Annotated in this window: 17 protein-coding genes, 1 pseudogene and 1 riboswitch; of the genes and pseudogenes, 6 read left to right on the forward strand and 12 right to left on the reverse strand. The window is 73.9% G+C overall.

What is annotated here, in order from left to right; translation table 11 throughout:
• Positions 1-265: 265 nt before the first annotated feature.
• Both AB0F77_RS18710 and AB0F77_RS18715 read left to right on the forward strand, forming a co-directional pair.
• Positions 266-1,006 (forward strand): beta-phosphoglucomutase family hydrolase, encoded by a 741-nt coding sequence (locus AB0F77_RS18710; RefSeq protein WP_361949268.1) that lies wholly within the window; start codon positions 266-268, stop codon positions 1,004-1,006.
• Complete coding sequence (locus AB0F77_RS18715; protein ID WP_361949271.1) at positions 1,003-3,345, forward strand: glycosyl hydrolase family 65 protein; 2,343 nt, start codon at positions 1,003-1,005, stop codon at positions 3,343-3,345. The genes AB0F77_RS18710 and AB0F77_RS18715 overlap by 4 nt, the downstream gene beginning before the upstream one ends.
• A 40-nt stretch (positions 3,346-3,385) precedes the next feature.
• On the opposite strand, the gene AB0F77_RS18720 is transcribed toward AB0F77_RS18715, so the two are convergent.
• Positions 3,386-3,766 (reverse strand): BlaI/MecI/CopY family transcriptional regulator, encoded by a 381-nt coding sequence (locus AB0F77_RS18720; RefSeq protein ID WP_361949275.1) that lies wholly within the window; start codon positions 3,764-3,766, stop codon positions 3,386-3,388.
• Between the two features lie 166 nt (positions 3,767-3,932).
• Between AB0F77_RS18720 and AB0F77_RS18725 the strand changes: the two genes are divergently transcribed.
• The gene (locus tag AB0F77_RS18725) at positions 3,933-5,411 is read left to right on the forward strand and encodes a hypothetical protein (protein WP_361949278.1); all 1,479 of its coding nucleotides are present in this window, start codon (positions 3,933-3,935) and stop codon (positions 5,409-5,411) included.
• Here the strand turns inward: AB0F77_RS18725 and AB0F77_RS18730 are convergent.
• Complete coding sequence (locus tag AB0F77_RS18730) at positions 5,389-6,081, reverse strand: phosphatase PAP2 family protein (RefSeq protein ID WP_361949281.1); 693 nt, start codon at positions 6,079-6,081, stop codon at positions 5,389-5,391. The two genes, AB0F77_RS18725 and AB0F77_RS18730, sit on opposite strands and share 23 nt — an antisense overlap.
• Positions 6,082-6,354: 273 nt before the next feature.
• Between AB0F77_RS18730 and AB0F77_RS18735 the strand changes: the two genes are divergently transcribed.
• Positions 6,355-7,509, forward strand: a complete 1,155-nt coding sequence (locus AB0F77_RS18735) for a HoxN/HupN/NixA family nickel/cobalt transporter (RefSeq protein ID WP_361949284.1) — start codon at positions 6,355-6,357, stop codon at positions 7,507-7,509.
• Between the two features lie 47 nt (positions 7,510-7,556).
• On the opposite strand, the gene AB0F77_RS18740 is transcribed toward AB0F77_RS18735, so the two are convergent.
• From AB0F77_RS18740 to AB0F77_RS18755, 4 genes are all read right to left on the reverse strand, one after another.
• Positions 7,557-8,516: a hypothetical protein gene (locus AB0F77_RS18740; protein ID WP_361949287.1), complete on the reverse strand. Its 960-nt coding sequence runs from the start codon at positions 8,514-8,516 to the stop codon at positions 7,557-7,559.
• A gap of 18 nt (positions 8,517-8,534) precedes the next feature.
• Entirely contained in the window at positions 8,535-10,007 is a 1,473-nt protein-coding gene (locus tag AB0F77_RS18745; RefSeq protein WP_361949290.1) for an APC family permease, read from the reverse strand.
• Between the two features lie 338 nt (positions 10,008-10,345).
• Positions 10,346-11,755: a Si-specific NAD(P)(+) transhydrogenase gene (sthA, locus tag AB0F77_RS18750; protein WP_361949293.1), complete on the reverse strand. Its 1,410-nt coding sequence runs from the start codon at positions 11,753-11,755 to the stop codon at positions 10,346-10,348.
• A gap of 160 nt (positions 11,756-11,915) precedes the next feature.
• Positions 11,916-12,125, reverse strand: coding sequence for a hypothetical protein (locus AB0F77_RS18755; protein ID WP_361949296.1), 210 nt, complete (start codon positions 12,123-12,125; stop codon positions 11,916-11,918).
• A gap of 178 nt (positions 12,126-12,303) precedes the next feature.
• On the opposite strand from AB0F77_RS18755, the gene AB0F77_RS18760 reads away from it, so the two are divergent.
• On the forward strand, positions 12,304-14,151 hold the full coding sequence (locus AB0F77_RS18760; RefSeq protein ID WP_361949299.1) for a glycoside hydrolase family 15 protein: 1,848 nt from the start codon (positions 12,304-12,306) through the stop codon (positions 14,149-14,151).
• A 20-nt stretch (positions 14,152-14,171) separates the two neighbouring features.
• Here the strand turns inward: AB0F77_RS18760 and AB0F77_RS18765 are convergent, their stop codons facing one another.
• The 6 genes and pseudogenes from AB0F77_RS18765 to AB0F77_RS18790 all read right to left on the reverse strand — a co-directional run bounded on the left by AB0F77_RS18765 (position 14,172) and on the right by AB0F77_RS18790 (position 24,084).
• Positions 14,172-16,928: a SpoIIE family protein phosphatase gene (locus tag AB0F77_RS18765; RefSeq protein ID WP_361949301.1), complete on the reverse strand. Its 2,757-nt coding sequence runs from the start codon at positions 16,926-16,928 to the stop codon at positions 14,172-14,174.
• A 242-nt stretch (positions 16,929-17,170) separates the two neighbouring features.
• Complete coding sequence (locus AB0F77_RS18770) at positions 17,171-17,455, reverse strand: YkvA family protein (RefSeq protein WP_361949304.1); 285 nt, start codon at positions 17,453-17,455, stop codon at positions 17,171-17,173.
• Between the two features lie 55 nt (positions 17,456-17,510).
• Complete coding sequence (locus AB0F77_RS18775; protein ID WP_361949307.1) at positions 17,511-18,659, reverse strand: hypothetical protein; 1,149 nt, start codon at positions 18,657-18,659, stop codon at positions 17,511-17,513.
• 349 nt (positions 18,660-19,008) lie between these two features.
• Positions 19,009-20,373: an FAD-dependent oxidoreductase gene (locus AB0F77_RS18780; RefSeq protein ID WP_361949310.1), complete on the reverse strand. Its 1,365-nt coding sequence runs from the start codon at positions 20,371-20,373 to the stop codon at positions 19,009-19,011.
• 136 nt (positions 20,374-20,509) lie between these two features.
• Positions 20,510-20,869 (reverse strand): annotated as a pseudogene (locus tag AB0F77_RS18785) (C40 family peptidase); the annotation flags it as partial.
• Positions 20,870-22,488: 1,619 nt separating this feature from the next.
• Positions 22,489-22,662: riboswitch (cyclic di-AMP (ydaO/yuaA leader) on the reverse strand.
• A 192-nt stretch (positions 22,663-22,854) separates the two neighbouring features.
• Entirely contained in the window at positions 22,855-24,084 is a 1,230-nt protein-coding gene (locus tag AB0F77_RS18790; protein WP_361949313.1) for a SpoIIE family protein phosphatase, read from the reverse strand.
• Positions 24,085-24,427: 343 nt separating this feature from the next.
• Between AB0F77_RS18790 and AB0F77_RS18795 the strand changes: the two genes are divergently transcribed.
• A complete protein-coding gene (locus tag AB0F77_RS18795; RefSeq protein ID WP_361949401.1) occupies positions 24,428-26,500 on the forward strand; it encodes a DUF1996 domain-containing protein in 2,073 nt (690 codons plus the stop codon).
• Positions 26,501-26,727: the final 227 nt, after the last annotated feature.

Here is a 26,727-nt window from a genome sequence, read left to right on the forward strand (position 1 = left end):
GAAGCGCGCGCCGCGCGCGGTACCCGTGTCACGCCCCCACTGTCGCACCCCCGCGCCCATCGCTTCCGGCACCGCCCCGTCCGTCGTCCCACCGTCCTCCGGCACACCCATCGGTACGGCCGCCGGCGCTCCACGGTTCACCTCGCCCTCGGCCGGTGCCGGGCGGCGGGGAGGGCACGGCCCGCCGGACCGTTTCCCCAAAAGTCTCCCCGGTTGTGGTCCGGCACACCCCGTGGACGCGGCCGGGCGGGGCACAGTGCTGGGTATGACGGAACTCGGTCTCCCCGACGACATTCGGGCCTGCCTCTTCGACCTCGACGGGGTCGTCACCAAGACGGCCGTCGTGCACGCCGCCGCGTGGAAGGAGACGTTCGACGCGTTCCTGCGCGAGCGCGACGGCGACGACTACCGACCGTTCGACGCCACGTCCGACTACGACGAGTACGTCGACGGCCGCCCCCGCGCCGACGGCGTGCGCTCCTTCCTCGCCTCCCGCGGCATCGAACTGCCCGAGGGCGGCCCCGACGACCCCCCGGACGCCGCGACCGTGCAGGGCCTCGGCAACCGCAAGAACAACCTGCTCCTCGACCGGATCCGCACCGACGGCGTCGAACCGTACGAGGGCACCCTGCGCTACATCGAGGCCGTCCGCGCGCACGGCCTGCGCACCGCCGTCGTCTCCTCCAGCGCCAACACCCGCGACGTCCTGCGCTCGATCGACGCCGAGCACCTCTTCGACGTCCGCGTGGACGGCGTGAGCGCCGCCGAGCGCGGGCTGCCCGGCAAGCCGCACCCGGACACCTTCCTGGCCGCCGCGGGCGACCTCGGCGTGCGCCCGGCGCAGGCCGCCGTCTTCGAGGACGCCCTCGCAGGAATGGACGCGGGCCGTTCCGGTGCTTTCGGTTACGTCGTCGGTGTCGACCGGGTCGGACAGGGCGCCGCCCTGTACGCGCACGGCGCCGACGTCGTCGTACGCGATCTCGCCGAACTGGGAGGCAAGGAGTGATCACCGAGCCGTCGTACGCCGTGGAGCCCTGGGCGGTGCGGGAGACCGCGCTCGACCTGGACGTCCTGGCCCAGAGCGAGTCCGTGTTCGCGCTGTCCAACGGGCACGTCGGCTGGCGCGGCAACCTCGACGAGGGCGAGCCGCACGGGCTGCCCGGCAGCTACCTCAACGGCGTCCACGAACTGCATCCGCTGCCGTACGCCGAGGCGGGCTACGGCTACCCCGAGTCCGGCCAGACCGTCATCAACGTGACCAACGGCAAGGTCCTGCGGCTGCTGGTCGACGACGAGCCCTTCGACCTGCGCTACGGCCGGCTCGTCTCGCACGAGCGGATCCTCGACCTGCGGCGCGGCGTCCTCGAACGGGTCTGCGAGTGGACCTCGCCCGCGGGCTCGACCGTGCGGGTCCGCTCGACCCGGCTGGTCTCCCTGGGCCAGCGGGCGATCGCCGCCGTCGCCTACGAGGTGGAGGCCCTCGACGACCGCACCCGGGTGGTGATCCAGTCGGAGCTGGTCGCCAACGAACAGCTGCCGGAGCCCAACGGCGACCCGCGCACCGCCGTGGCCCTCCACTCGCCCCTGGAGGCCGAGGAGGACTTCGCGGCCGGCCGCAGGCTGCGGCTGGTGCACCGCACCCGGCGCAGCGGACTGCGGGTGGCCGTGGCCGCCGACCACGTGGTGGAGGGCCCCGGCCGGACCACCACGCACAGCGAGAGCAACACCGACGTGGCCCGGCTGACCGTCACCTCGGTGCTGGAGCCCGGCCAGCGGCTGCGCGTGGAGAAACTGGTCGCGCACGGCTGGTCCGGCACCCGCTCCCTGCCCGCGATGAGCGACCAGGTCGACGCCGCGCTCGCGGCCGCCGCCCACGACGGCTGGCAGGGCCTGCTCGACGAACAGCGCGCCTACCTCGACGACTTCTGGGCGCGCGCGGACGTCGAGGTCGACGGCGACGAGGAGATCCAGCAGGCGGTCCGCTTCGCCCTCTTCCACGTCCTCCAGGCCGGCGCGCGCGCCGAGCAGCGGGCGATCCCGGCGAAGGGGCTCACCGGCTCGGGCTACGACGGGCACGCCTTCTGGGACACCGAGATGTTCGTGCTGCCCGTGCTGACGTACACCTCGCCGCAGGCCGTGGCCGAGGCGCTGCGCTGGCGGCACAACACGCTGCCGGCGGCGCGGGAGCGCGCGGCGCAGCTCGGGCTGGCCGGCGCCGCCTTCCCCTGGCGGACCGTCGAGGGCTCGGAGGGGTCCGCGTACTGGCCCGCGGGCACCGCCGCCTTCCACGTCAACGCAGACATCGCGGACGCCGTGGTGCGCTACGTCGCCGTGACCGGGGACGAGCGGTTCGAGCACGACGCGGGTGTGGAGCTGCTGGTGGAGACGGCCCGGCTGTGGCGCTCGCTCGGGCACCACGACCACCACGGCGCCTTCCACATCGACGGCGTCACGGGCCCCGACGAGTACAGCGCGGTCGCGGACGACAACACGTACACGAACCTGATGGCCCGCGCCAACCTGGTGGCCGCGGCCGAAGCCGTGGAACGCCACCCGGAGCAGGGCGCCCGGCTCGGGGTGGACGCCGAGGAGAGCGCCGCCTGGCGGGACGCGGCCGAGGCCATGCACGTTCCGTACAACCACGAGCTCGGGGTGCACGAGCAGCACGCCGGCTTCACCCGCCACCAGCGCTGGGACTTCGCCGGCACCCGGCCCGACCAGTACCCGCTGCTGCTGCACTTCCCCTACTTCGACCTGTACCGCAAGCAGGTCGTCAAGCAGGCCGACCTGGTGCTCGCGATGTACGCCTGCGACGAGTACTTCGACGAGGAGCACATCGCCCGCAACTTCGCCTACTACGAACCGCTCACCGTGCGGGACTCCTCCCTGTCGGCGTGCGTCCAGGCGGTGATCGCCGCCCAGGCCGGCCACCTCCAGCTGGCGTACGCCTACACCTCGGAGGCCGCGCTGATGGACCTGCACGACCTGGAGCACAACACCCGCGACGGACTGCACATCGCCTCGCTCGCCGGCACCTGGATGGCGCTGGTCGCGGGCTTCGGCGGGATGCGGCGGCACGGATCGGGGCTGTGCTTCGCGCCCCGGCTGCCGGAGCGGCTGCGCCGGCTCGCCTTCAGCATCCAACTTCTCGGCCGCAGGCTGCGGGTGGAGATCCAGGCGGACAAGGCGACGTACACGCTGCTCGACGGGCCGCCGCTCACCCTCCGCCACCACGGCGAGGCCCTCACGGTGCGCGTCGACGACCCGGCCATCCGGGCCGTGCCCCCGGTGACGCCCGGACCGGCCCCGGAACAGCCCCCGCACCGCGGCCCCGACGGCCGCTGACCACCCGCGCGGGACGGGGGACCGGCCGGCGGGCCCGCGATCAGGGCCGGTCCCCGTCCAGCAGGTCGCGCAGCGCGCGCTCCCGCTCGGGGCCGAGACCTGAGACGAAGCGGCGCAGCGCGGCCACCGGATCGGGCCCCCGGTCCAGCGCCTCGTGCATGGCCCGGGCGGTCAGCTCGGCCGCGTCCGCCGCGGGGCGGTAGGCCCCGCGCCGCCCGTCCGCGTCCCGCAGGACGAGCCCCTTGTCGTACAGCCGCTTGAGGATCGTGTGCACGGTGTTGTAGGCGAGGCCGTCGCCGAGCGCCGTGCGGACCTCCGCCGGGGTCAGCGGTCGCTCGGTCGCCCAGAGTGAGGCCAGCACCGCGCCCTCCAGCTCCCCCGCGCCACGCCGTGCCCTCCCGCGGGGATCCGTGCCGGCCATGTGCCCACGGTACAGCGGGCGGGGCCGTCAGGCGCATGGCGGAGCCGGCACGACAAACCCCGACCATTATGGGTAGTTTGGCGATGTTTCCTCCAATTATCACCCCGGGTGCTCAGGGCCGACGGGTGTCCGACGCCCTACGAGCCGTGGGGGAAGGGGGCGGACGATGGCCCGCAGCGCGTACGGCACCCCCGCCGGGACCCGCCGCGGCGCCGCGCGCGACCGCTCCGCCGGTCCCCGCCCCGCACGCGAGCGCCTCCCCCTCGCGGCCGTCGCCGCCGCCTTCACCCTGGCCCAACTCCTGCTCGTACGCCCCGGCATGGGCCTCGGCTGGGACGAGACCGTGTACGTCAGCCAGATCGGCTCCCACGCCCCGGCGGCCTTCTTCAGCGCGCCCCGCGCCCGCGGGACCTCCCTGCTCGTCGCCCCCGTCACCGCCTGGTCCTCGTCCACGGTGCTGCTGCGCTGCTTCCTCGCCGTCCTCTCCGGCCTCGCCCTCTTCCTCGCGCTGCGCGCCTGGCGGGGCCTGTTCCCGGCGCGCGTCCTCGCCCTGGCGGGCGCCCTGTTCGCCTCGCTGTGGATCACGCTGTTCTACGGTCCCCAGGCCATGCCCAACTACTGGGTGGCCGTCGGCGCGCTCACCGCCGTCGGCTGCTTCCTGCGCGCGGCCACCGACCGGCGGGCCCTGTGGGGGCTGGCCGCGAGCACGTCGCTGATGGCCTGGATGCGGCCCACCGACGCGGTCTGGACGGTCCTGCCCCTGCTCGCCCTCGCCCTGTGCCGCAGGGCGTGGCGCCACCTGGCCGCGCTGCTCGCCGGGCTCGTCACCGGGGCCGCCGAGTGGGTCGTCGAGGCGTACGTCTCCTTCGGCGGCCCGATGCGGCGGCTGGCCGACGGGGCCGCGATCCAGGGCGGCCTCGACGGACACCTCGCGGTCCTGGACCAGCTGCGCGGCCTGGCCGGACGGACGCTCTGCCGGCCGTGCGCCGGGCCGCTGCCGCACCCGGCGGTCACGCTCTGGTGGTTCGTGCTGCCGGTGCTCGCCGCGACCGGCCTGGCCGTCGCCGTCCGGGCCCGCCGCACCGCGCCCACCCTGCTGCCGCTGGCCTGCGCGGCGACGGCCGCCGTCCCCTACCTGCTGCTCATCGCGTACGCGGCGCCCCGCTTCCTGCTGCCCGCCTACGCGCTGCTCGCCGTGCCCGTGGCCGACGCGCTCACCCACCTCGCCACCCGCACCGCTCCCGTGCCGCGCCCGGTGACGGTCACCCTGCTCGCCCTCGGGCTCGCCGGGCACCTCGCGGTCCAGTTCGCCGTCCTCGTCCACACCGTCGACCGCACCACGGCCGCCCACCGGGCCTGGGCCCGCATCGCCGCCGCCCTGCACGACCGGGGCGTGCGCCCGCCCTGTCTGCTCACCGGGCACGACGCCGTACCCGTCGCCTACTACGCCGGCTGCGCCTCCGGCGCGACCGGCGGCCACAACGCCAACACCACCCCGGCCGAGATCGCCCGCACCGCCCGCCGCACACCGGTCGCGCACCTGGCCGTCCCCGAGGGACGCCCGCCCGGCTACACCCGCGACTGGACCTCCGTACCCCTCGAAGGGCTGCGCCTGTACTACGTCACCCCGGCGGCGGGCCCATGACGTCGCCCGTGGACCTCGTGCGGGAGGCGGGGCGCGGAGAAGGGGCGCGGGTCAGGATCCAGCCGCACAGGCCGAGCCAGCCCAGGGCGAACAGCCAGCCGCCGACCACGTCCGTGAACCAGTGGACGCCGAGGTAGACACGGGTCAGACCGACCAGGACGCCCCAGCAGCCGGCGGCCACACAGAGGGGGCGTCCGCCGCGCGGCCCGCGCAGGGACAGCGCCAGGATCACCAGGCCCGCCGTCAGGGCCGCGGTGGTGGTGTGGCCCGAGGGGAACGACCAGCCCGAGGCGTGCGCCTGCCAGTACGCCCGGTCCGGGCGGGCCCGGTGGATCAGCTCCATCACGCCGTACCGTGCCGCCTGGCCCGCGCCGAGCAGGACGGCGCCGAGCAGCGCCGCCGCGAACCGCCGCCGGGGGGTCCGCCCGGTGGCCGCCCCCGCCGCCAGGACCAGCGCGTACGGGACCACGCCGGTCCCGGTGGCCGTCAGCCCCCGGGCCGCGGCCACCACGGCGTCGGGACGGTGGGCGAGGGACCAGTGCAGCAGCCCGTCGTCCAGGTACAGCGGGGCGCCGTCGCCGCCGACGACCACCATGGCCAGCACCGCGAACGCCGCCCACGCGCCGAGCGCGGCACCGATCGCCAGTTCGGCGGCACTCTCCCGGCTCACGGCACCCCTCACTGCGTTACTGGACGACGGACGACCGGACGGCCGACGACCGGACGGTCGGTCTACATTCCGACTACGCGACTGTAGACCGACTACGCGAGTGTAGACGATCTATGGGTCCGCCGGGCCTCCGGAGCGACTTTCCCCCTGTGTGGGAAAGGTCTGACCCAGGCTTTACCCGGCCTTACTGCGAACGAGTTGCAGGTACGGGAGGATGGCGTGTGGCCGCCGACGCGGCCGGCCCCGCACCACCGCACGGAGGAAAACCCCCACATGACGGCCGCCCCCGACGCCCCCGCCTCCCTCCCCGGCCGGGCCGGCCCGACGCGCTCGGCCTGGCACCGCGTCCGCGGCTCCATGACACGGCAGGAGTGGACCGGCGTCGGCGGCATGGCCGCCTTCGTGCTCGCCCTCCACGTCGTCGGCTGGTTCACCCTCGTCGCGATCGTCGCGCCCGAGCACCACAGCATCGGCACCAAGTCCTTCGGCGTCGGCATCGGCGTCACCGCGTACACCCTGGGCATGCGGCACGCCTTCGACGCCGACCACATCGCGGCCATCGACAACACCACCCGCAAGCTGATGGGCGAGGGCCGGCGGCCGCTCTCCGTCGGCTTCTGGTTCTCCCTCGGCCACTCCAGCGTCGTCTTCGGCCTCGCCCTCCTGCTCTCCCTCGGCGTGAAGGCCCTCGCCGCACCGGTCCGCGACGACGGCTCCCGGCTCCACGACGTCACCGGCCTCGTCGGCACCACGGTCTCCGGGGCCTTCCTCTACCTCATCGCCGTCATCAACCTGGTCGTCCTGGTGGGCATCTGGAAGGTGTTCCGCCGCATGCGCACCGGCCACTTCGACGAGGCCGCCCTGGAGGAGCAGCTCGACAACCGCGGCTTCATGAACCGCCTCCTCGGCCGCGTCACGAGGTCCGTCACCAAGCCCTGGCAGATGTACCCGCTCGGCCTGCTGTTCGGCCTCGGCTTCGACACGGCCACCGAGATCGCCCTGCTGGTGCTCGCCGGATCCGGCGCCGCCTCCGGACTGCCCTGGTACGCGATCCTCTGCCTGCCCGTGCTGTTCGCCGCCGGCATGGCGCTCCTGGACACCGTCGACGGCTCGTTCATGAACTTCGCCTACGGCTGGGCCTTCTCCAAGCCCGTCCGCAAGGTCTACTACAACCTCACCATCACCGGGCTGTCCGTCGCCGTGGCCCTGATCATCGGCACCGTCGAGCTCCTCGGCCTCCTCGCCGACCGCCTCGGCCTGCACGGCGCCTTCTGGGACTGGATCGCCGGACTCGACCTCAACGTCATCGGCTTCGTCATCGTCGGCCTCTTCCTCGCCACCTGGATCGTCGCCCTGCTGGTGTGGAAGCTCGGCCGCATCGAGGAGAAGTGGAGCGCGGGCCTCGCCCGCCCCGCCGAACGGGAATAGCCCCGCCCTCGGTTCCGGGACCCCCGGCGCCCCACCGCCGCACCGCCTCAGCGCCGCAGCCCCAGGTCCCTGCGCCACTTCACGATCTGCTTCTCCGGGTCCCCGGTGTACGACCACGGTGTCCGCGTCGCCCTGCGCCCCAGCGTCCGCAGCAGGGCCGACGCGATGTCCGGGAGCCCCGCCAGACAGGCCGCGTGCGCCAGGCAGTTGAAGTCGCGCAGCTCGCCAGGGGCCACGGCCGCGTTGCCCCGCCCGGTGACCCAGCGGTGCCAGGTGCGCCGCACGTCGCTCACCGCGGCGTCGCCGTCCCAGTGCGCCCCGAGCCCCGTCGCCGACTGCCGCCCCTGCGCGGCGTCCAGCGCGTAGCGGTACTCCTCGACCCGCGCGTACTGCACCAGCACCGGCAGCGCGCAGCCGGGCGGCGCCACCCCCGCCGCGTCGCGCGCGAAGTCGTACATCAGCCCGTGGGTGCCGTGCCAGCGCGCCGAGTAGTAGTGCAGCACCTGGAGGTGGCCCTCCGTGCTGTACGGGTCGCGCCGGTGCAACTCGTCCCACCAGCGCGCCAGTTCCTGCCGCCGCACCCCCGACGGGTACAGCCGCGCCACCGAGATCAGCGAGATCCACGGCGTAGGGTCGTCCGGCCAGGACTCGGTGGCCCGCAGACAGGCGAGCACCGCGGAGTCGATCCGCTCCCGGTCGATCGGCCCGCCCCGGCCCGCGGCGATCGCCAGCGTGAAGGCCCGCGCCGTCTCGGTCGCCGCGCGCAGCACCTGGGCGTCCGCGCTGTTCGGCTCGGCGGCCAGCCAGGACTCCACCGTCGTGCTGTCCGTGCACGCCTGCGCCAGCAGCCGCACCCGGTGCCCCCGCGCCACCCAGTCGGCACCCGTCACCCGCAGCAGGTCCCTGACGCCCTGCCAGCGGCCGATCACGATGTCCTGACGGGCCGAGGTGAGCGGTGCGTCCCCGCAGTCGGGATCGAAGTCGGGGGCGAAGCGGTCGCGCGCCATCGGACTGTCCCCTCCGGATCAGAAATCGGTGGGGAGGCCCTCGTGGACCCGGGAGCGCTCGCTCACGTGCTCGGCGGGGTGGTAGCCCGCCTCGACGGTCCGGCTGGCGTCGAGCCGGGCCGGCCGGTAGTAGCCGCTGCCCAGCCGCCAGTACCAGAACATCGGGACCAGGCCCGCCGCGAGGCCGCCGAGGCCGATGGCGACGGACGCCGCGCTCAGCTCGCCCAGCGACTCGACGAGGATCCAGAACATGAACAGGGCGCCGAACAGCGGCCACACCCCGCCGAGCAGGAAGTTCGCGGGGGACTTCAGCAGCACCTTGCGGTACGCGACCACCACCGCGAGCCCCGCGAGACCGTAGTAGACGGAGATCTGGAGGCCGATCGCCGCGACGGCGTCGGAGACGATGTCGCCCACCGTGCCCAGCGCGTTGGAGGCGATGAACAGCACCATGGCCACCACGCCGACCACGGTGAGCGCCACCCACGGCGTGTTCCAGGTGCGGTGCACCCGGCCCAGCGCCGAGGGCATCGTCCGGTCCCGGCCCATCGCGAACAGCGAGCGCGTGGCCTGGATCAGCGTCGTCTCCAGCGTGGCGATCGTGGACAGCATCACGGCGACGACCATCAGCCGGCCGCCCCAGCCCGGCCACACCTCCTCGCCCAGCACCGCCAGCACGTTGGCCTCGTTCGCCGCGATCTGCCCCGGTGTGAGGACGATGTTCACCGCGATCGTGAACACCTCGAACAGCAGGAACACCACGCCGAGACCGATCAGGCCCGCGAGTCCCGTCGTACGGCGGCTGTTGCGGGTCTCCTCGCTGAGGTTGCTGCTGACGTCCCAGCCCCAGTAGTAGAACGCGGCGATCAGCGCCCCCGAGGCGAACCCGGCCAGCCCGTCGAACCGGCCGAGGCCGAGCCACGACCAGTCGAACGCGCGGCCCTCGCCGCCGTGCACGACCGCGAGCACGGCGAACAGCGCGAGCAGCGCCAACTCGACCCCGGACATCAGCAGTTGCGCGCGCACCGTGAGCCGGGCGCCGCCCAGCACCACGGCGAGCATGAGCAGGAACCACCCGGCGCCGACCACCGTCGACAGGGCGGTGTCGTCGGCCAGGTCCGCGTCGAACAGCGCCAGCGTCATCGACCCGGCGGGCAGCGAACCCGCCACCATGAAGATCGTCGTCGAGACCACCAGCGCCCAGCCGCTGAGGAAGCCGAGGAACGGGTGCAGGGTGCGCCCCACCCAGGAGTAACTGGCGCCCGCGTTCACGTCGATGCGGCCGAGGCGGCTGAACGCCAGGGCGATGCCCAGCATCGGGACCGCGCAGTACAGCAGCGCCGCGGGGCTCGCCAGTCCCACCGCGCCGACCAGCACCGCGGTGGTCGCGGCGAGCGAGTACGCGGGTGCGCTGCCGGCGACGGCCATGACCACCGTGTCGAGCGTCCCGAGGGCACCGGACTGCAGCCCTCTGCCCCTGTTGTTGCTCATAGGTCGCGCTGCTTTCCGGTCATGCACGGCGCACGGGCGGGCCGCCCCGGCGGCGTACGTGTGGGGGGTGCTGCGGGACCGCCTCGAACCCGGAGAGGGATGGCCTCGGGTCAGGAGCCGGCCAGGGTGAAGGTAGGGCGAGGTGCGCGCCGTTCAGCCCTGCGTCGGCGGACGGTCACACCGCGTGTGGGTGCGATGATAGCGGCACCCCGCCCCCGTGCAAGATTGACCAGCGGGAAATCTCCGCTCCCGCAGGCCGGCCCAAGTCCCGGCCGTTTGAACGCTGTTCGAGGGGCCGGTCGACCCGGTCGCCCGGCCCCTCGGCCGCGGTCGGCCGGTCAGTCCTCCATCCGGTCGATCTGGCGCAGCCGGTTGGTGGCGTCGAGCGCGGCCACCTTGTAGGACTCGGCGAGCGTCGGGTAGTTGAAGACGGCGTCCACCAGGTAGTCGACCGTACCGCCGCAGCCCATCACCGACTGGCCGATGTGGATGAGCTCCGTCGCGCCGGAGCCGAAGCAGTGCACCCCGAGCAGCGTGCGGTCCTCGGGGGAGACCAGCAGCTTCAGCATGCCGTGCGAGTCCCCGATGATCTGGCCCCGGGCCAGCTCCCGGTAGCGGGCGATGCCCACCTCGAACGGCACGCTGTCCGCGGTCAGCTGGTCCTCCGTCCGCCCGACGAAGCTGATCTCGGGGATGGTGTAGATGCCGATGGGCTGGAGGTTGTGCATCCGGCCGACCGGCTCCCCGCAGGCGTGGTACGCCGCCGCCCGGCCCTGCTCCATCGAGGTCGCCGCGAGCGCCGGGAAGCCGATGACGTCACCGACGGCGTAGATGTGCGGCACCTCGGTGCGGAAGTGCTCGTCCACGGTGATCCGGCCGCGCCGGTCGGCGGTCAGCCCCGCCCTGTCCAGGTCGAGGCCGTCGGTCAGGCCCTGCCGGCCGGCCGAGTACATCACCGTGTCGGCGGGGATCTTCTTGCCGCTCTCCAGGACGGTGAGCGTGCCGCTCTGGTGGCGCTCGACGGCCGCCACGGTCTCCCCGAAGCGGAACGTCACGGCGAGGTCCCGCAGGTGGTACTTGAGTGACTCGATGACCTCGACGTCGCACATGTCCAGCATGCCCGGACGCTTCTCGACGACGGTCACCTTGCTGCCCAGCGCGGCGAACATGCTGGCGTACTCCATGCCGATCACGCCGGCGCCGACGATCACCATGGAGCGCGGCACCCGCTCCAGCGAGAGCACGTTGTCCGAGTCCATGATGGTCCGCCCGTCGAACTCCACGCTGTCCGGGCGGGCCGGCCGGGTGCCGGTGGCGATGACGACGTGCTCCGCGCTGAGCAGCCGCTCCCGGCCGCTCGCCTCGACCAGGGCGACCGTGTGCGGATCGACGAAGCGGCCCGTGCCGCCGTACAGGGAGACGTGGTTGCGGGACAGCTGGCTGCGGATGACGTCCACCTCGCGGCCGACCACGTGCTGGGTGCGCGCGGTGAGGTCGGCGACGGTGATGTCCTCCTTCAGGCGGTAGCTCTGCCCGTACAGATCGCGCTGGGTGAGACCGGTGAGGTACAGCACCGCCTCGCGCAGGGTCTTGGAGGGGATGGTGCCGGTGTGGATGGAGACCCCGCCGACCATGTCGGGGCGGTCGACGACGGCGACCCGGCGGCCGAGCTTGGCCGCGGCTATGGCGGCCTTCTGGCCACCGGGTCCGGATCCGATGACGAGCATGTCGAAGTCGAAGTCGGGCACCCGCGGAGTCTGTCAGCACCGGGACGCTCCGCGAAAGGGTCAACGGGTGACCATCCCGTGCCACGTCGAAGCGTGACCACTCGCTCGCTCTCCGTGAGGGTGTGCGGGCGGCCCCTGGTGCGGGCGCCGCCCCGGGGCGACTCCCGTGTCCGGCCGGGCTCTAGGGCAGCAGCCGCTCGACCGCGGACGGCCCCTCCGTCTCCAGCTTGCGGCGGGCCCACGCCAGGCTGGCCGGGGTGATGTCCCGGCCCGTGGCGAGGACCAGGTCCTCCGCGGAGACCCCGCCGGGGGCGGTGTGCAGCAGGGCGTCGGGGGTGCAGCGGTCGTCGGCCGCCGACCTGGACGCTTCTTCGGGTTGTGACGTCGCCATGGTGTCTCCTCCTCGGGACCGTGGAGCGGCGGAGGTCCCCGTGCCGCGAGAGCCGGGGCACACTCTCACGATTCCCCGCCGCGGCCCGCCCTGCATCCCGGGGCCTCCCGTGCCGGAGCACGCGGGCGCTCCTAAGCTGGAGGCAGCCCGCACACCCGTCACCGGGGAGGCTGCCGCGATGGACCGGACACCGCGCCCGCAGGACACACCCGGACACACCCGCTACCTGCCGATCGCCGAGCACGGACTCATCGGCGACCTGCGCAGCGTCGCCCTGGTCGGCAGCGACGGCACCATCGACTGGTACTGCTGCCCCTCCTTCGACGACCCCAGCGTCTTCGCGGCGATCCTGGACGCCGAACGCGGCGGCTCCTTCCGGCTCGCCGCCTCCGTCCCGGCCCGCGCGAAGCAGTTCTACTTCCCCGAGACCAACGTCCTGATCACCCGCTTCTTCACCGAGGAGGGCGTCGGCGAGGTCCAGGACTTCATGCCCGTCGTCGGCGAACCCGAGAGCACGGCCGAGGCCGGCCGGCACCGGCTGATCCGCCGGGTGCTGTGCGTCCGCGGCACCGTCCCCTTCCGCGTCGAGGTCGCCCCCCGCTTCAACTACGGCGCCGACCCCCACACCCTGCGCACCACCCCGGACGGCACCGTCGTCTTCGACTCCGCGCAGCGCTCCCTCGCGCTCACCTCGACCGTCGCCCTGGAGTGCGACGACCGGGACGCCCGCGCCGACTTCAAGCTCACCGAGGGCGAGTCCGCCGTGTTCGCCCTCGACCAGGTCGGCGACACCGTGACCCCGCGCGGCTGCGCCCACGCCGAGGCCGAGGCCGAGTTCGCCGCCACGGTCGCCTACTGGCGGCGCTGGCTGCACCAGTCCCGCTACCGGGGCCGCTGGCGGGAGATGGTCCACCGCTCCGCGCTCACCCTGAAGCTCCTCACCTACGCCCCGACCGGCGCCATCGTCGCCGCGCCGACCACCAGCCTGCCCGAGCAGCCGGGCGGCGAGCGCAACTGGGACTACCGCTACGTGTGGGTGCGCGACGCCGCGTTCTGCGTGTACGCGCTGCTGCGGCTGGGCTTCACCGGCGAGGCCGAGGCGTTCATGCGGTTCCTCACCACCCACATCAGCCACGGCGACGGCTGCGCCGCGGGCCCGCTGCAGATCATGTACGGCATCGACGGCCGCACCGACCTGCCCGAGCGTGTGCTCCCGCACCTGGAGGGGCACCACGGCTCGGCGCCGGTGCGGGTCGGCAACAACGCCGCGGGCCAGCTCCAGCTCGACATCTACGGCGCCCTCATCGACTCCGTCTACCTCTACGACAAGTGGGCCCAGCCCATCTCCAGCAGCCAGTGGGACGACGTGTGCCAACTCGTCGGCTGGGTCTGCGACCACTGGGACCAGCCCGACGAGGGCGTGTGGGAGACCCGGGGCGGCCGGCGCACCTTCCTGTACTCGCGCCTGATGTGCTGGGTCGCCATCGAACGGGCCGTCCGGCTCGCCCACCGCCGCGGACTCCCCGCCGACCTGCCCCGCTGGCAGCAGTGCCGCGACACCATCTACCGCCGGATCATGGACCGCGGCTGGTCGCCCACGCGCGGCGCCTTCGTCCAGTACGAGGACAGCGACGTCCTCGACGCGGCCGTCCTGATGATGCCGCTCGCCAAGTTCATCGCGCCGACCGACCCCAAGTGGCTGTCCACGCTGGACGCGCTCACCGAGGACCTGGTCTCCGACTCCCTGGTCTACCGCTACGACCCGCAGGCCAGCCCCGACGGACTCCGCGGCGACGAGGGCACGTTCTCCATCTGCTCCTTCTGGTACGTCGAGGCGCTGGTGCGCGCCGGACGCCTGGACGAGGCCCGGCTGGCCTTCGAGAAGATGCTCACCTACGCCAACCATCTCGGCCTCTACGCCGAGGAGATCGGCCGCACCGGGGAGCAACAGGGCAACTTCCCGCAGGCGTTCACCCACCTCTCGCTGATCAGCGCGGCCTTCAACCTGGACCGCGCCCTCGGCTGACCCGCGGGTCCGGCGGCGGATCAGCGGCTGGCGCCCGGCGTGCCCGGCAGCGACTGCTCCGCCCAGATGATCTTGCCGGAGGGGGTGTAGCGGGTGCCCCAGCGGTCGGCGAGCTGCGCGACCAGGAACAGCCCGCGCCCGCCCTCGTCGGTGCTCGCCGCGTACCTGAGGTGCGGGGAGGTGGTGCTGGTGTCGGAGACCTCGCAGATCAGCGCGCGGTCGCGCAGCAGCCGCACGCCCACCGGCGCCCGGCCGTAGCGGATCGCGTTGGTGACCAGCTCGCTCAGGACCAGTTCCGTGGTGAACATCAGGTCCTCCAGGCCCCAGCACGTCAGCTCCCGGGTTACGGCGGCCCGCACCTCCGACACCGCCGCCGGGTCGGAGGGCACCAGCCACTCGGCGACCTGCTCGGGGCCGAGGACGCGGGTGCGGGCGACGATCAGGGCGACGTCGTCGTTGGGCCGGGCCGGGAGCCGTTCCAGGACCGTCCGGCAGGTCTCCTCGGGCGAGCCGCCCGCCTGCTCCAGGGCGGAGCGCAGCAGGTGGAGCCCGACGTCGATGTCCCGCGTGCGGTCCTCCACGAGACCGTCCGTGTACAGCACCAGCCGGCTGCCCTCGGGCAGTTCCAGCTCGGCCGTCTCGAAGGGCATCCCGCCCAGGCCCAGCGGCGGGCCCACGGGCACCTCGGGGTAGGTCACGGTGCCGTCCGGCAGGGCCAGCGCGGGCGGCGGATGGCCGGCCCGGGCCACGGTGCAGCGGCGCGAGACGGGGTCGTAGATCGCGTACAGACAGGTGGCCCCGGTGATCGCCGCGCCGCCGTCCGAGGGCGTCTCGTCCTGGTCGATACGGCCCACCAACTCGTCCAGCAGGCCGAGGAGTTCGTCGGGCGGCAGATCGAGCGAGGAGAAGTTGTGCACCGCCGTGCGCAGCCGGCCCATCGTCGCGGCGGCGTGCAGCCCGTGGCCCACCACGTCCCCGACGACCAGGGCCACCCGGGCGCCGGACAGCGGCAGCACGTCGAACCAGTCGCCGCCCACGCCCGACTGCGCGGGCAGATACCGGTACGCGATCTCCAGCGCGCCCTGCTCGGGCAGCGTGCGTGGCAGCAGACTGCGCTGGAGCGTCACCGCCAGGCTGTGCTCGCGGGTGTAGCGGCGGGCGTTGTCCATGGAGACCGCCGCCCGGGCCACCAGTTCCTCGGCGAGGGCCAGTTCCTCCCGGTCGAACGGCTCCGGCTTCTCCGCCCGCCAGAAGTTGACCACCCCGAGGACGAGGCTGCCCGCCCGCAGCGGCACGGTCATCAGCGAGTGGATGCCGTAGCCCACGACCTGCCCGGTGCGGTCCAGGTCCTGGGCCAACCAGCCCGGCGCCTCGCCCAGCCGGGGCTCCACCACGGACAGCCCGAGGTCCAGGCTGCGCGCCTGCGGGGAGGTCGCCACGAAGCGGATGCGCTCGCCCAACGGGTACAGCGGGGGGTCCTTGCGGATGCCGCCGAAGGCCACCCGGCGCACCGGGTCGCCGGGCTGCGGCTCCTCGCCGTGCAGCACGGCGTCGTACAGGTCCACCGTGGCGAAGTCCGCGAACCGGGGCACGGCCAGCTCCGCCAGCTCCTCGGCGGTGCGGGTCACGTCCAGACTGGTGCCGATCATGACCCCGGCGTCGTACAGCAGGTCGAGGCGTTCGCGGGCCACCTCCGCGCGGCCGGACAGGGCGCGCAGCTCGGTGGAGTCGCGCAGCGTGGTGACGCTGCCGGGCGGCCCGCCGCGCAGATCGGTCGGCCGCTGGTTCACGGCCAGCAGCCGGTCCTTGACCAGGTGCACCTCGTCCGTGGCCACCCGCCCCGAGGCGAGCAGGCCGGCGGTGTCGGTGTCCAGGCCGAGGTCGAGGACCGTGCGGTGCTCGGCGTCCGCGGGCAGGTCGAGCAGGCGGTGCGCCTCGTCGTTGGCGAGCAGCAGCCGGCCCTCGCCGCCGACGATGAGGACACCCTCGCGCACCGAGTGCAGCACCGCGTCGTGGTGCTCGTACATCCGGGTCATCTCGTGCGGGCCGAGGCCGTGGGTCTGCCGCATCAGGCGCCGGCTGACCAGGGCGGTGCCCCCGGTGGCCAGGGCGAGCGCGGCGGCGGCCGCGGCGAGCAGCAGGGGGAGCTGCTGCCTGGTGGTGCCGCCCACGTGCTGGACGGTGATCGCGGACGACACCAGGCCGACGACCTTCCCGTCGGGAGCCTTGACCGGCACCACCACCTGGATCACCCGTCCGATGGTCCCGTTGATCTCCTCGGTGACGGTGCGTCCGGCCAGCGCGGGCGCGATGGTCCCGACGAACTTCTTGCCGATGCGGTCCGGCTTGGGGTGCGTGTAGCGGATGCCCTCGGTGTTCATGACGACGATGACGTCCACGCCGGTCGCCTTGCGGGCGGCCTCGGCCTTCGGCTGGAGCACGGCCGTGGGGTCGGGGCTGCGCAGCGCCGCCACCGTGCCGGGCGCGTTGGCGAAGGTCTCGGCGACGGCGAGCGTGCGGTTGCGGGCCTCCAGACCGCTGTCGTGCCGGACCTGGAGCACCTGGGCCACCGCGGCGGACACGACCAGGAGCAGCACGATCACCACTTGCAGCACGAACACCTGTCCGGCGAGGCTGCGTCCGCTCAGGGCCGACCGCAACCTCCCGGCCGTGGCGCGCGGCCCGGTTCCGTCCCGCCGCCGCTGGTCCGGCGGGGCGTACGGATTCCTGGGACGACGGGTCGGCCGGGCGTCGGACCGGCCGTGCAGTCGGACCATGTGCCATGTCTACACTGCCCGGCCGCACGAGGCGAGGGCGTGGCACAGGGTGACGTGTGACGAGCGGCGAGGGACGACGGCCGCGCGCCGCCGCCCCGGCGGACCCGGCCGCCCGCACACACGTCCACGCCGACGGCGGGACACGGGCGCCGGGCACAGACGTCCGGGGGGTGAACGCCGGTATCGGGTGCCCCGGACGGGGGACACGGGGGCTTCGCGGAGGCAGGTGCGGCGGGGCCGTCTCAGAGGCCGGGGTCGTCCGTCGGGAGGGGGCGGGGTGTGCGCAGGGAGCGCAGGGCGAGCAGGAGGACACCGATGTCGTCGAGGTAGACCGGGTCGGGCAGCAGGTCGGTCGGCAGCACCAGGTAGAGGACGGCGCCCCAGAAGATCCAGCGCGGGCCGGTCGGCAGCCCGGCGCGGCGCAGGTCGCGGCGGGCGCGCACCAGGCGCACCAGCACCCAGACGGCCACGGCGAGCACACCCGCGGCGAGGACGGCGGCGATCACCAGCACGGTGGTCGTGTCCATGAGTTCTCCTGTCGTGAGGGGAGCACCGGCGCGGTCCCTGCCCCTCGTCTTCCCGTCACGACGGCTCGTTCACCCCGCCGACGGCCCCGTCACCCCCGGAGCCGTCCGGCCTGCCCGCGCCCCGCAGCCGGCCGAAGGACCGCGTCAGCTGCTGCAACGGCGAGGCGGGCCGGGCCGCGGGCCCGGTCGCCGGGGCGGCGGGCAGGTCCTGGTACGCGGCCAGCGCCTCCTGCGCCCGCTCGGCGGCCTCCCGGTACAGGTCCCGGGACCTGGTCATCGCCTCCAGCGCCTCGGCGTACATCGTCACCAGCCCGCGCGCGCGGGCCAGTTCCTCCTCCAGGGTCATCAGGGTCCAGTTCTCGCGCAGGTCGGTCAGGGCCGCCTCGGCGTCCCTCGGCAGCGGTCCGGGCAGGGCGGTGAACCTCCGCAGCACGTCGACGAGTTCGGCCGGTTCCGAGCCGTCGAGGAAGACGCTGCGCACCGCGTACGCCCCGGTGTCGTACCCCTTCGGCGCCGGATCGGGCGGCAGCAGCACCGCCCCGCCGCGCGGCACCTCCACCCCGAGGTCGCGCAGCGCCCAGTTCACGGCCCGCAGCTGCTGCGGCGCCGCCCGGTGCTCCACCACCCGGTGCCGCAGTCCGGGCGGCAGCAGCCGGGCGAGGGGCAGCCGGCCCGCCTCGTCGGGGGTCATGGCCTCGTGCACGACGAGGTTGACGGCCCAGGAGTCGCGTGCGGCGCTCCGCAGCACGCGCCGCATGGCCCGCTCGTCGGCCGGCAGCGCGTTGACCCCGCGCAGCCGCAGGTCCGCGACGGCGTGGTGACGGTCCCAGGCGGTGTCGTCCTCGGGCCAGAACAGGGTGGCGGGCGACGGCCACCGCTCGTCCCAGGGCCGCTCCGCCTCGGCCACGAGGCGCCAGCCGGGGCCGTCCTCGTCGTCCCGCGGCGGTACGAGCGTCAGGCGGGCGCGCACCGTGACGTCGCCGGCGACGCGCCAGCGGGCCTCGAAGACCCGCTCGGCCGTGCCGTCGGGCACGGGCGGCTCGGTGAAGTCGTCGAGGACGCCGCTCTCCTTGAGCCGGCCGAGCTGCCGGCGGAGAACGTCCTCGGTGTCGGTGTCGGTGTCGGTGTCGGTGTCGGTGCGGCGGCCGCGGGCCGCCCACATCGTGCTGGGGGCCGGGGGGCTGTCGGTGGCGGAGTTCGACATGAGCCAATCTGCGGACGGGGGTGTCGTGCGCCTCCCAGTATCACCGCCGCGGACCGTGATCCTTCGGGCGGGGGCCCGTGACCTGCCCCTCGGGCCCTCTCGCACGGGGTGCGGACGCCGCACCCGGGGTGTGCGCGCCGCACTCCTGGCGACCGCGGTTCACGCGTGCCGCTCTCCTGTCCGGTCCACGACAATGGGGCGCCGAACGGGGCTCGCCCACCATCCGCTCGGGGCGGGCCCCGTTCACTCCCGCCGTTCCGCCGGGCCGCCGTCCCGCCCCGCCGCCCGCCGGAGCGCGCGAAGGGGCCGGCGGCACACGCCGTCCGGCCCCTGGAAGCGCGCGGGAGACCTACGCCTCGCTCTCGCGCAGCATGTCCTCGCGCTCGACGATCTTCACGCGCTCGCGGCCCTGCGGCTCGCCCAGCGCCCGCTCGGCGGCGTCCAGGCGGTACCAACCTTCCCAGGTCGTGAAGCGGACGCCCCGCTCTCCGAGGAAGGCGTCGACCGCGGCCGGCTCCGGAGCGGTCGGCGTGTGCAGCCGGCCGTTCGCGTGGTCGTCCAGCAGGCTGGCCACGGCCTCGTTGGCGTCGCCCTTGGTGTGGCCGATCAGACCGACGGGGCCGCGCCGGATCCAGCCGGTGACGTACGTCGACCGGAGGTGCGCGCCGCTCTCCTCGACGACCCGGCCGGCCTCGTCAGGGACCGTGCCCGACTCGATGTCCCAGGGCAGCTTCGGCAGCTTCTCGGAGAGGTAGCCGACGGCCCGGTAGACCGCGGTGACGTCCCAGTCCTTGAAGGTGCCGGTGCCCTTGACGTTGCCGGTGCCGTCCAGGGCGGTGCGCTCGGTGCGCAGGCCCACGACCCGGCCGTCCTCGCCGAGGACCTCGGCCGGTGACTCGAAGAAGTGCAGGAACAGCTTGTGCGGCCGGTCGCCGACGTCGCGGATCGCCCAGTTCTCCAGCGTCTTGGCGACCATGTCGGCCTGCTTGTTGCCGCGCCGGGTCTCGATCGAGCCCTCGTCGTAGTCGATGTCCTCGGGGTCGACGATCACCTCGATGTTCGGCGAGTGGTCGAGTTCGCGCAGCTCCATCGGGGAGAACTTCGCCTGCGCCGGGCCGCGGCGGCCGAAGACGTGGACCTCCAGCGCCCTGTTGGCCTTCAGGCCGTCGTGGACGTTCGGCGGGATCTCCGTCGGCAGCAGTTCGTCCGCGGTCTTGGCCAGGATGCGGGCGACGTCGAGCGCGACGTTGCCCACGCCGAGGACCGCGACCTTCTCCGCCTCCAGGGGCCAGGTCCGCGGGACGTCGGGGTGGCCGTCGTACCAGGAGACGAAGTCGGCGGCGCCGTACGAGCCGTCCAGGTCGATGCCCGGTATCGGCAGGTCGCGGTCGGCCATGGCGCCCGTGGAGAAGACCACGGCGTCGTAGAACGCGCGCAGGTCGTCGAGGCTGATGTCCCGCGGGTAGTCGACGTTGCCGAACAGTCGGACCTGGGGCTTGTCGAGCACCTGGTGCAGGGCGGTGACGATGCCCTTGATGCGCGGGTGGTCGGGTGCGACGCCGTACCGGATCAGGCCGAAGGGGGCGGGCATCCGCTCGAAGAGGTCGACGGACACGCCGGGGTCGGCGGCCGCCTCGGACTTGAGCAGGGCGTCGGCGGCGTAGATCCCGGCGGGGCCGGTTCCGACGATGGCTACCCGCAGGGGGCGCGGCATGATCAGGTTCCCTTCGAGAGAAAAGGACGGCTCGAACGGGAAGCTTAAACTAAGGTAGACCTAAGTCAGTACGCGGGTCTGTTCTATGACCCCATAAGGCGATCTTATGGGGTCTCCCACCCGGACTGTGGGGCACTCACACGGGGCGTACGACCCGGTGGATCGCGGACTCGCCCGCGCCGTAGATCGACTCCTCGCGGATCAGCGACCCCGGGCCGGGGGCGTGGACCATCATGCCGTTGCCGGTGCAGAGGCCGACGTGGCTGTCGTTGTCGAAGAAGAACACCAGGTCACCCTCGCGGAGGTCGGCGAGCGTCACCGGGGTGCCGGCGACGGCCTGCTCCCGCGCGGACCGCGGCAGCGCGACGCCCGCGGCGCGCCAGGCGGCCTGGGTGAGGCTCGCGTAGTCGTAGGAGTCGGGCCCGGTGGCCCCCCACAGACACGGCTTGCCCACCTGCTCCCGCGCGAAGGCGACGGCTTTCGCCGCCTTGTCGGACAAGGGTACGCCGGGAGCGTTCACGGCCACGGCGGGGGCGGCGGCGGGGGCCACCTCCGCGGGCATCGGTCCGGCGAGGGCGCCGGGAGCGGCGGCGTACCCGGCCATGTCCGGATACGGCACGGCGGCCGCGGGGGCGGGTGCGGCGGGCGCCACGAAGGCGGACGCGTCCGGCATCGGTACGGCGGCGAAGGCACCGGCGGCGGCCGGCGCGGGCGCGACAGGAGCCGCCTCGGCCATCGGCACGGCCTGCCCGAACGGCTGCCCGGCAGCCACGGGGTACGCCGGGTTCGGCGTCGGCATGGCCGCGAAGGGGTCCGCGGTGGCCAGGGCGGGTTGCGCAGGAGCCGCGAGATAGGCCGCGTCGGGCATGGGGGCGGTGGCGAAGCCCGCGGGGCCGGCCGGGGCCGGCGCGGGGACGCCGGGGACCATCGCCGCCACCGCGTTCGGCATGGCGGCGAAGGGGTCCGCGGCGGGCGGGGCGGGTTGCGCCGGAGCCGTGAGGTAGGCCGGGTCGGGCATGGGGGCGGTGGCGAAGCCCGCGGTGGCCGCCGGGGCCTGCTGGGCGGGGGTCGGGAAGGGGGTGGTGTCCGGGGTCGGCATGGCCGCGAACGGGGCGGCGGTGGCCGGGGCGGGCTGTGCCGGGGTCGTGAGGTAGGCCGCGTCGGGCATGGGGGCCGTGGCGAAGCCCGTGGGGGTGGCCGGGGTCGGGAAGGGGGCCGTGTCCGGTATCGGCATGGCCGCGAAGGGGTCCGTGGCGGGCGGGGCCTGCTGGGTCCCGAAGGGGGTCGTCTGCGCGGGTGGGAAGTCCGAGGTGGGCCAGGACTGGAAGTCCGCCGTGGGCCAGGTCCGGGGGGCCGGGGTCCGCAGGGGCGGGGCCGGTTCGCCGTCCGTGAGGGACGTGACCGAGAACGTGCCCGTGTCCGTGGCGGACACCGTGGCGAAGGAGCCCGTGTCCGTCAGGAAGTCCGTGCCGAGCGGCCCCGTCTGAGGCATCGGCACGCTCAGCTCCGCGGGGGGCCGTACGACGAGCCCCGGACCGTTCCCGGCGAAGCGCGCCAGCAGTTCCCGGGCCGCCGCGAGCTTGCGCTGGTTGCGTCCCTTGTACACCGCGGGCGCGGGCCGGCCCGGCGTACCGGACCCCGCGAGCGCCGCGGGTTCCCTTCGCGGTCCCGGCACGGCGGGAAGCGCGGCGACCGGTCGGCCGCCCGCCGCCGCGGAGGGCCCCGCGGTCAGCTCCGCGACGGGCCCGCCCGTCAGTTCCCCGGCGGCCCGCCCCGGCACCGCCGTGGACGTGCCCGCCGTCAGCTCCGGCAGCCCGAGCCCCGCGGGTTCCCGCCGCAGGGCCGCCGGCCGGCCGGGCGCGCGGTCCGCGGGCAGCGCCGCCGGGACCGTCGGCCCCTGCTTCGCCCGCGCCGAGTCGAACCACCGGCGGGTGATGTTCTCCAGGTCGGGATCGACGGGCGCCTCGGGCCGCTTGCGCAGCGGCACGCCCCGTCCCCGGCTCCCCGCCGCCATCGCGCGGGTCGCGTTGTAGTTACCGGTCGCGTTCTCCGCCCGGTCGTACAGGCTGTCGATCCGCTGCCGCACCTCGTCGCGGTCGTCCGCCATGAGGGCCTTACTCCTTCCGTACTCCGCCTACCGAGTTAGCTGTCGGGTTCGGGCGGTCGATTCCGGAAGGCGTGCCCTACGGCCCCTGCCCTCGCGGGCGGTCGGGCCGATTCACCCCAATGTCGGTTGGGTCCCCGGCTCCGGTCGTCGGTCGATGACGCCGGACTCGGCGGAGGCCACGCGGCCCGACGGGATTCGCCGGGGGGAGCCGTGCGGCCCGGGCGTCAACCTAGCCAACTTGTGTACCCCGCGTGAAGGTTGGAACGTCAAATGTCCGATACGCGTTTGTGACATTCGTCGTAGCGTTCGGTTCCGGAGCCCCATCAACCGGTCAATTGCCCGTGAATTCGCCAGTGTTGACGACCGGGCGGCGGTCACAGACGGAGCACGATCAGCGCGGTGTCGTCCGTCGCGCCCTGGGGCGGCAGGAGTTCGCGCAGCACGGTGTCCGCCAGCGTCTCCGGATCGGCCGCGCGGTGCCGTGTCAGCGAGGCGGCGAGCCGGCCGAGCCCGGTGTCGACGTCCTCGTCCCGGCGCTCGATCAGTCCGTCCGTGTAGAGGACGAGCGTCGCGCCGTCGCCGAACCCCGTCCGCGCCTCGGGCCGTGGCCGCGGCTCGGGGTGCGCGTCGAGCGGCGGGTCCGTGGCGCCGTCGAGGAACTCCACCCGCCCGTCGACGTGCACCAGGGCCGGCGGCGGATGGCCCGCGCTGCTGTAGGTGACGGTGCGCTCCTCGAAGTCGATGAACGTCGTCGCCGCCGTGGCCGACTCGGCGCCCTCGACGACGTGCGCGTACCGCCCCAGCACGTCGAGCGCCTGGGCCGGTCCCGCCGCGACCCGGGACGCGGCGCTCAGCGCGCTGCGCAACTGCCCCATCACACAGGCCGCTTCGAGGCCGTGCCCCACCACGTCGCCGACCGAGACGCCGACGCGGTCGCCGCCGACCAGGTCCACGAGGTCGTACCAGTCCCCGCACACGTTCAGCGCGCCGACCGCCGGCCGGTAGCGCACGGCGGCGCGGTGCCGGCCCACCGGCCGGGGCGCCGGGAGCATCGCGTTCTGCAGGGCGAGGGCCACCTCCCGCTCCCGCGCGTGCGCCCGCCGCAACCGCTCGTTGACCTCCTGGAGTTCCCGTGCGCGCCGGTACAGTTCGGCCTCCAGCACCTGGGCCCGGCCGTCGTCGGTGCTCTCCCGGGCCCGGATCAGCTCGGTGACCTCCTCGACCCGGTGCACCAGCAGGACCACTTCGCCGTCCGGACCGAGCACGGGCGCGTTGATCGGGCTCCAGTAGCGTTCCTCCCACTGGTCGGGCCGGCCAGGTACCTGCACGTCGTAGCGCTGGAGGGCCATGGTGTCCCGCTCGCCCGAGGCCAGCACCCGCCGCAGCGAGGACTCCAGGTTCTGCATGCCGTTCGCCTCGGGCGCGTCGGGGTTGTCCGGGAACATGTCGAACCAGTACCGGCCGACCATGTCCTCCCGCTTGCGCCCGGACATGCGCAGGAAGTCCTCGTTGGCGTCCGCGTACACGAGACCGGGGGTCAGCAGCGCCACCATGCCGGGCAGGGCCTGGAACACCGCCGCGTAGTCGATCTTCGGATCCGTCATCGCCTCGCCGCCCCGTCACCAGCCGGTTTCGGACCAGTTTCCCATGAAATATGCACGCGAGAGTCGATGTGTACGCCGGGTGTGACCGGTCATGACCGATCGTGACCGGGTGGCCGCGCAGGGCTCAGCCCCCGATGCTCCTCGTACGGCCCTGCTCCACGCGTTTCTTGTGAGGTGGGCATGAATCCGCGGGGCGTTTGAACATCCGGGCCCCCGGCTCCGTACGGGTGCGGGGGATTTCCATGCCGAGACGGCCTCAAGACGCAGGGGTACTTCCGTGGGACGCAACAGCCGCAGACGCCCGACAGGGGCACGACGCGCGACCTTCGCAGCGGTCGCACTGATGCTGGGCGGAGGTGGTCTGATCGCGGCGAACGTGTACGCCTCGGCCACCGAAGGCGGCCCGGGGCAGGAGCAGGGCCAGACCGCGCGGGTGCTGGCCGCGGGCGCGGCCACCGTCGACTGCCCCGACGTCGGCAGCAGGCTGACGAACGTGCCCGAGGGCGCCAAGCCGGACGTCGACCGTGAACTCGCCCTGCTGGACGAGCAGATCGCGGTGGCCTACAAGCAACTCCAGGACTCCACGCGGGCCCAGCAGCAGGACGCCGGGTTCGTCGACAACAGCATCATGAACCCGCTCAAGGACAAGCGCGCCGCGACCATCGAGCGCATCGCGGGCGCCGTCGACCGCGTCGGTGAACGCCCCGAGGGACTGGAGGAGTTGGCGCCCTGCGCGCTGCGCGCCTCCGGCAACCAGGGCGGGGCGCCCGCCGACGGCGGGCAGCAGCAGGGCGGCCAGGAACAGGGCGGCCAGACCCAGCCGGGCCAGGAGCCGAGCCAAGGACAGGGCCAGGACCAGGGCCAGGGGCAGACCCCGGGGCAGGGTCAGGGCGACGCGGGTCAGGGGCAGAACGGCGGGCAGGCCGGCAACGGCCCCGTCGCCTCGGACTACGCCGACATCACCAACGTCCAGCCCAACACCCAGAACCCGCCCCGCCAGGCCGACGCCTCCCGGGGCACCTTCTCGTCCAGCTGCGGCGTCAACGCGGGCGGCCTGTTCAACTCGGACAACATCATCGTCGCCCCGGGTGTCAGCAACGGCGCCCACCACTTCCACGACTACGTCGGCAACCAGTCCAACAACGCCTTCTCCAGCGACGACGACCTGGCGAACGCCGAGACCAGCTGCGCGGACCAGGGCGACAAGTCGACGTACTACTGGCCCGTGCTGCGCCTCCAGAACGGCACCCGTGAGCGGGACGCCGACGCGCCCGGCGGCGGCACCGAGGGCAACGCCGGCCAGATCGTCACGCCGAAGCAGGTCACGCTGACCTTCGAGGGCAGCCCGCGCGGCAAGGTGACCGCCATGCCGAGGCTGCTGCGCATCATCACCGGCGACGCCAAGGCGTTCGTCAACGGCCCCGCCAACGCCAACGCCTCCTGGAGCTGCACCGGTTTCGAGGACCGGCAGCTGAAGGACAAGTACCCGCTGTGCCCGGGCGGCAGCGACGTCGTGCGGACCTTCAAGTTCCAGAGCTGCTGGGACGGGCGCAACATCGACAGCGCCAACCACCGCACCCACGTGGCCTTCGCCGCCGCCGACGGGAGCTGCCCGCAGGGCTTCCAGGCGATCCCGCAGCTCGTCCAGCGGATCGTCTACGACGTCGACCGGCCCAGCGTGAACGACGGCGGCCGTACGGTGCCGCTGTTCGCGGTGGACTCCTTCCCCGAGCAGCTGCACAAGCCGGTCACCGACCACGGCGACTTCATCAACGTCTTCGACGAGAAGCTGATGACGGACATGGTCGACTGCATCAACTCCGGCCGCACGTGCGGCAAGGGCGCGGGCGACGAACCGGGTCAGCAGCCGAGCGAGCAGCCCAGCGAGCAGCCGGGTCAGCAGCCGAGCGAGCAGCCCGGCGAGGAGCCCGGCGGGCAGCAGACGCAGCAGCCCGAGCAGAACCCGAGCGAGCCCCCCGCCTCCGAGCCCGCGACCGGCGACGGCGACCAGACCGCTCCCGGCGACACCGCGACGCAGAACCCCTCCGAGCCCCCGGTCGGCGAACCGGTCGAGGAACCCGCGGACGCCCCCGCCGCAGGGGGCCCCGAGGTCCTCGCCTCGACCTCACCCGCCGCGGCCGGCCAGGGCGGCGGGAACGGTCAGGGAACTGGGAACCAGGGAACAGGGAACGGTCAGGGCGAGGCCGGCGGCAACGGCACGGGCGGCGACGCCCAGGCCGCCGTACCGGCGCAGCCGCCCGTCGCCGCGGGGGACGACCCGACCCTCGGCAACCAGACCCAGCCCCAGGGCGGACTCGCGGAGACCGGCGCCAGCCTCTGGCCCGCCGCGCTCGGCGCGGTCCTCGTGATCGCGGGCTTCGTGGTCCTGCGCCGCATGGGCCGCCGAACCGCCTGACGACGCACGACCCCACCAACGGCACCCGCCGGGCCACACACCCGCCGGGTGCCGTTCCCGTCCCGCCGACCACGGCCGACCACGGCCGACCGCCGGGCCCGGCATCGCCGGCCCGGCGGGTCTGGTGTCGCGGGTCTGGTGTCGCGGGTCTGGTGTCGCGGGTCTGGTGTCGCGGGTCTGGTGTCGCGGGTCTGGTGTCGCGGGTCTGGTGTCGCGGGTCTGGTGTA

It is taken from the genome of Streptomyces sp. NPDC026672, from assembly GCF_040638185.1.
Taxonomy (GTDB): Bacteria; Actinomycetota; Actinomycetes; order Streptomycetales; family Streptomycetaceae; genus Streptomyces.

What these genes read in the sequence shown, in the direction of transcription:
- AB0F77_RS18725 (WP_361949278.1), top strand. Translation starts at nt 3,933, where the DNA reads ATGGCCCGCAGCGCGTACGGCACCCCCGCCGGGACCCGCCGCGGCGCC.
- AB0F77_RS18780 (WP_361949310.1), bottom strand. Translation starts at nt 20,373, where the DNA reads ATGCCGCGCCCCCTGCGGGTAGCCATCGTCGGAACCGGCCCCGCCGGG.
- AB0F77_RS18770 (WP_361949304.1), bottom strand. Translation starts at nt 17,455, where the DNA reads ATGGACACGACCACCGTGCTGGTGATCGCCGCCGTCCTCGCCGCGGGT.
- AB0F77_RS18775 (WP_361949307.1), bottom strand. Translation starts at nt 18,659, where the DNA reads ATGTCGAACTCCGCCACCGACAGCCCCCCGGCCCCCAGCACGATGTGG.
- AB0F77_RS18735 (WP_361949284.1), top strand. Translation starts at nt 6,355, where the DNA reads ATGACGGCCGCCCCCGACGCCCCCGCCTCCCTCCCCGGCCGGGCCGGC.
- AB0F77_RS18740 (WP_361949287.1), bottom strand. Translation starts at nt 8,516, where the DNA reads ATGGCGCGCGACCGCTTCGCCCCCGACTTCGATCCCGACTGCGGGGAC.
- AB0F77_RS18790 (WP_361949313.1), bottom strand. Translation starts at nt 24,084, where the DNA reads ATGACGGATCCGAAGATCGACTACGCGGCGGTGTTCCAGGCCCTGCCC.
- AB0F77_RS18760 (WP_361949299.1), top strand. Translation starts at nt 12,304, where the DNA reads ATGGACCGGACACCGCGCCCGCAGGACACACCCGGACACACCCGCTAC.
- AB0F77_RS18755 (WP_361949296.1), bottom strand. Translation starts at nt 12,125, where the DNA reads ATGGCGACGTCACAACCCGAAGAAGCGTCCAGGTCGGCGGCCGACGAC.
- AB0F77_RS18745 (WP_361949290.1), bottom strand. Translation starts at nt 10,007, where the DNA reads ATGAGCAACAACAGGGGCAGAGGGCTGCAGTCCGGTGCCCTCGGGACG.
- AB0F77_RS18720 (WP_361949275.1), bottom strand. Translation starts at nt 3,766, where the DNA reads ATGGCCGGCACGGATCCCCGCGGGAGGGCACGGCGTGGCGCGGGGGAG.
- AB0F77_RS18795 (WP_361949401.1), top strand. Translation starts at nt 24,428, where the DNA reads ATGCTGGGCGGAGGTGGTCTGATCGCGGCGAACGTGTACGCCTCGGCC.
- AB0F77_RS18710 (WP_361949268.1), top strand. Translation starts at nt 266, where the DNA reads ATGACGGAACTCGGTCTCCCCGACGACATTCGGGCCTGCCTCTTCGAC.
- AB0F77_RS18765 (WP_361949301.1), bottom strand. Translation starts at nt 16,928, where the DNA reads ATGGTCCGACTGCACGGCCGGTCCGACGCCCGGCCGACCCGTCGTCCC.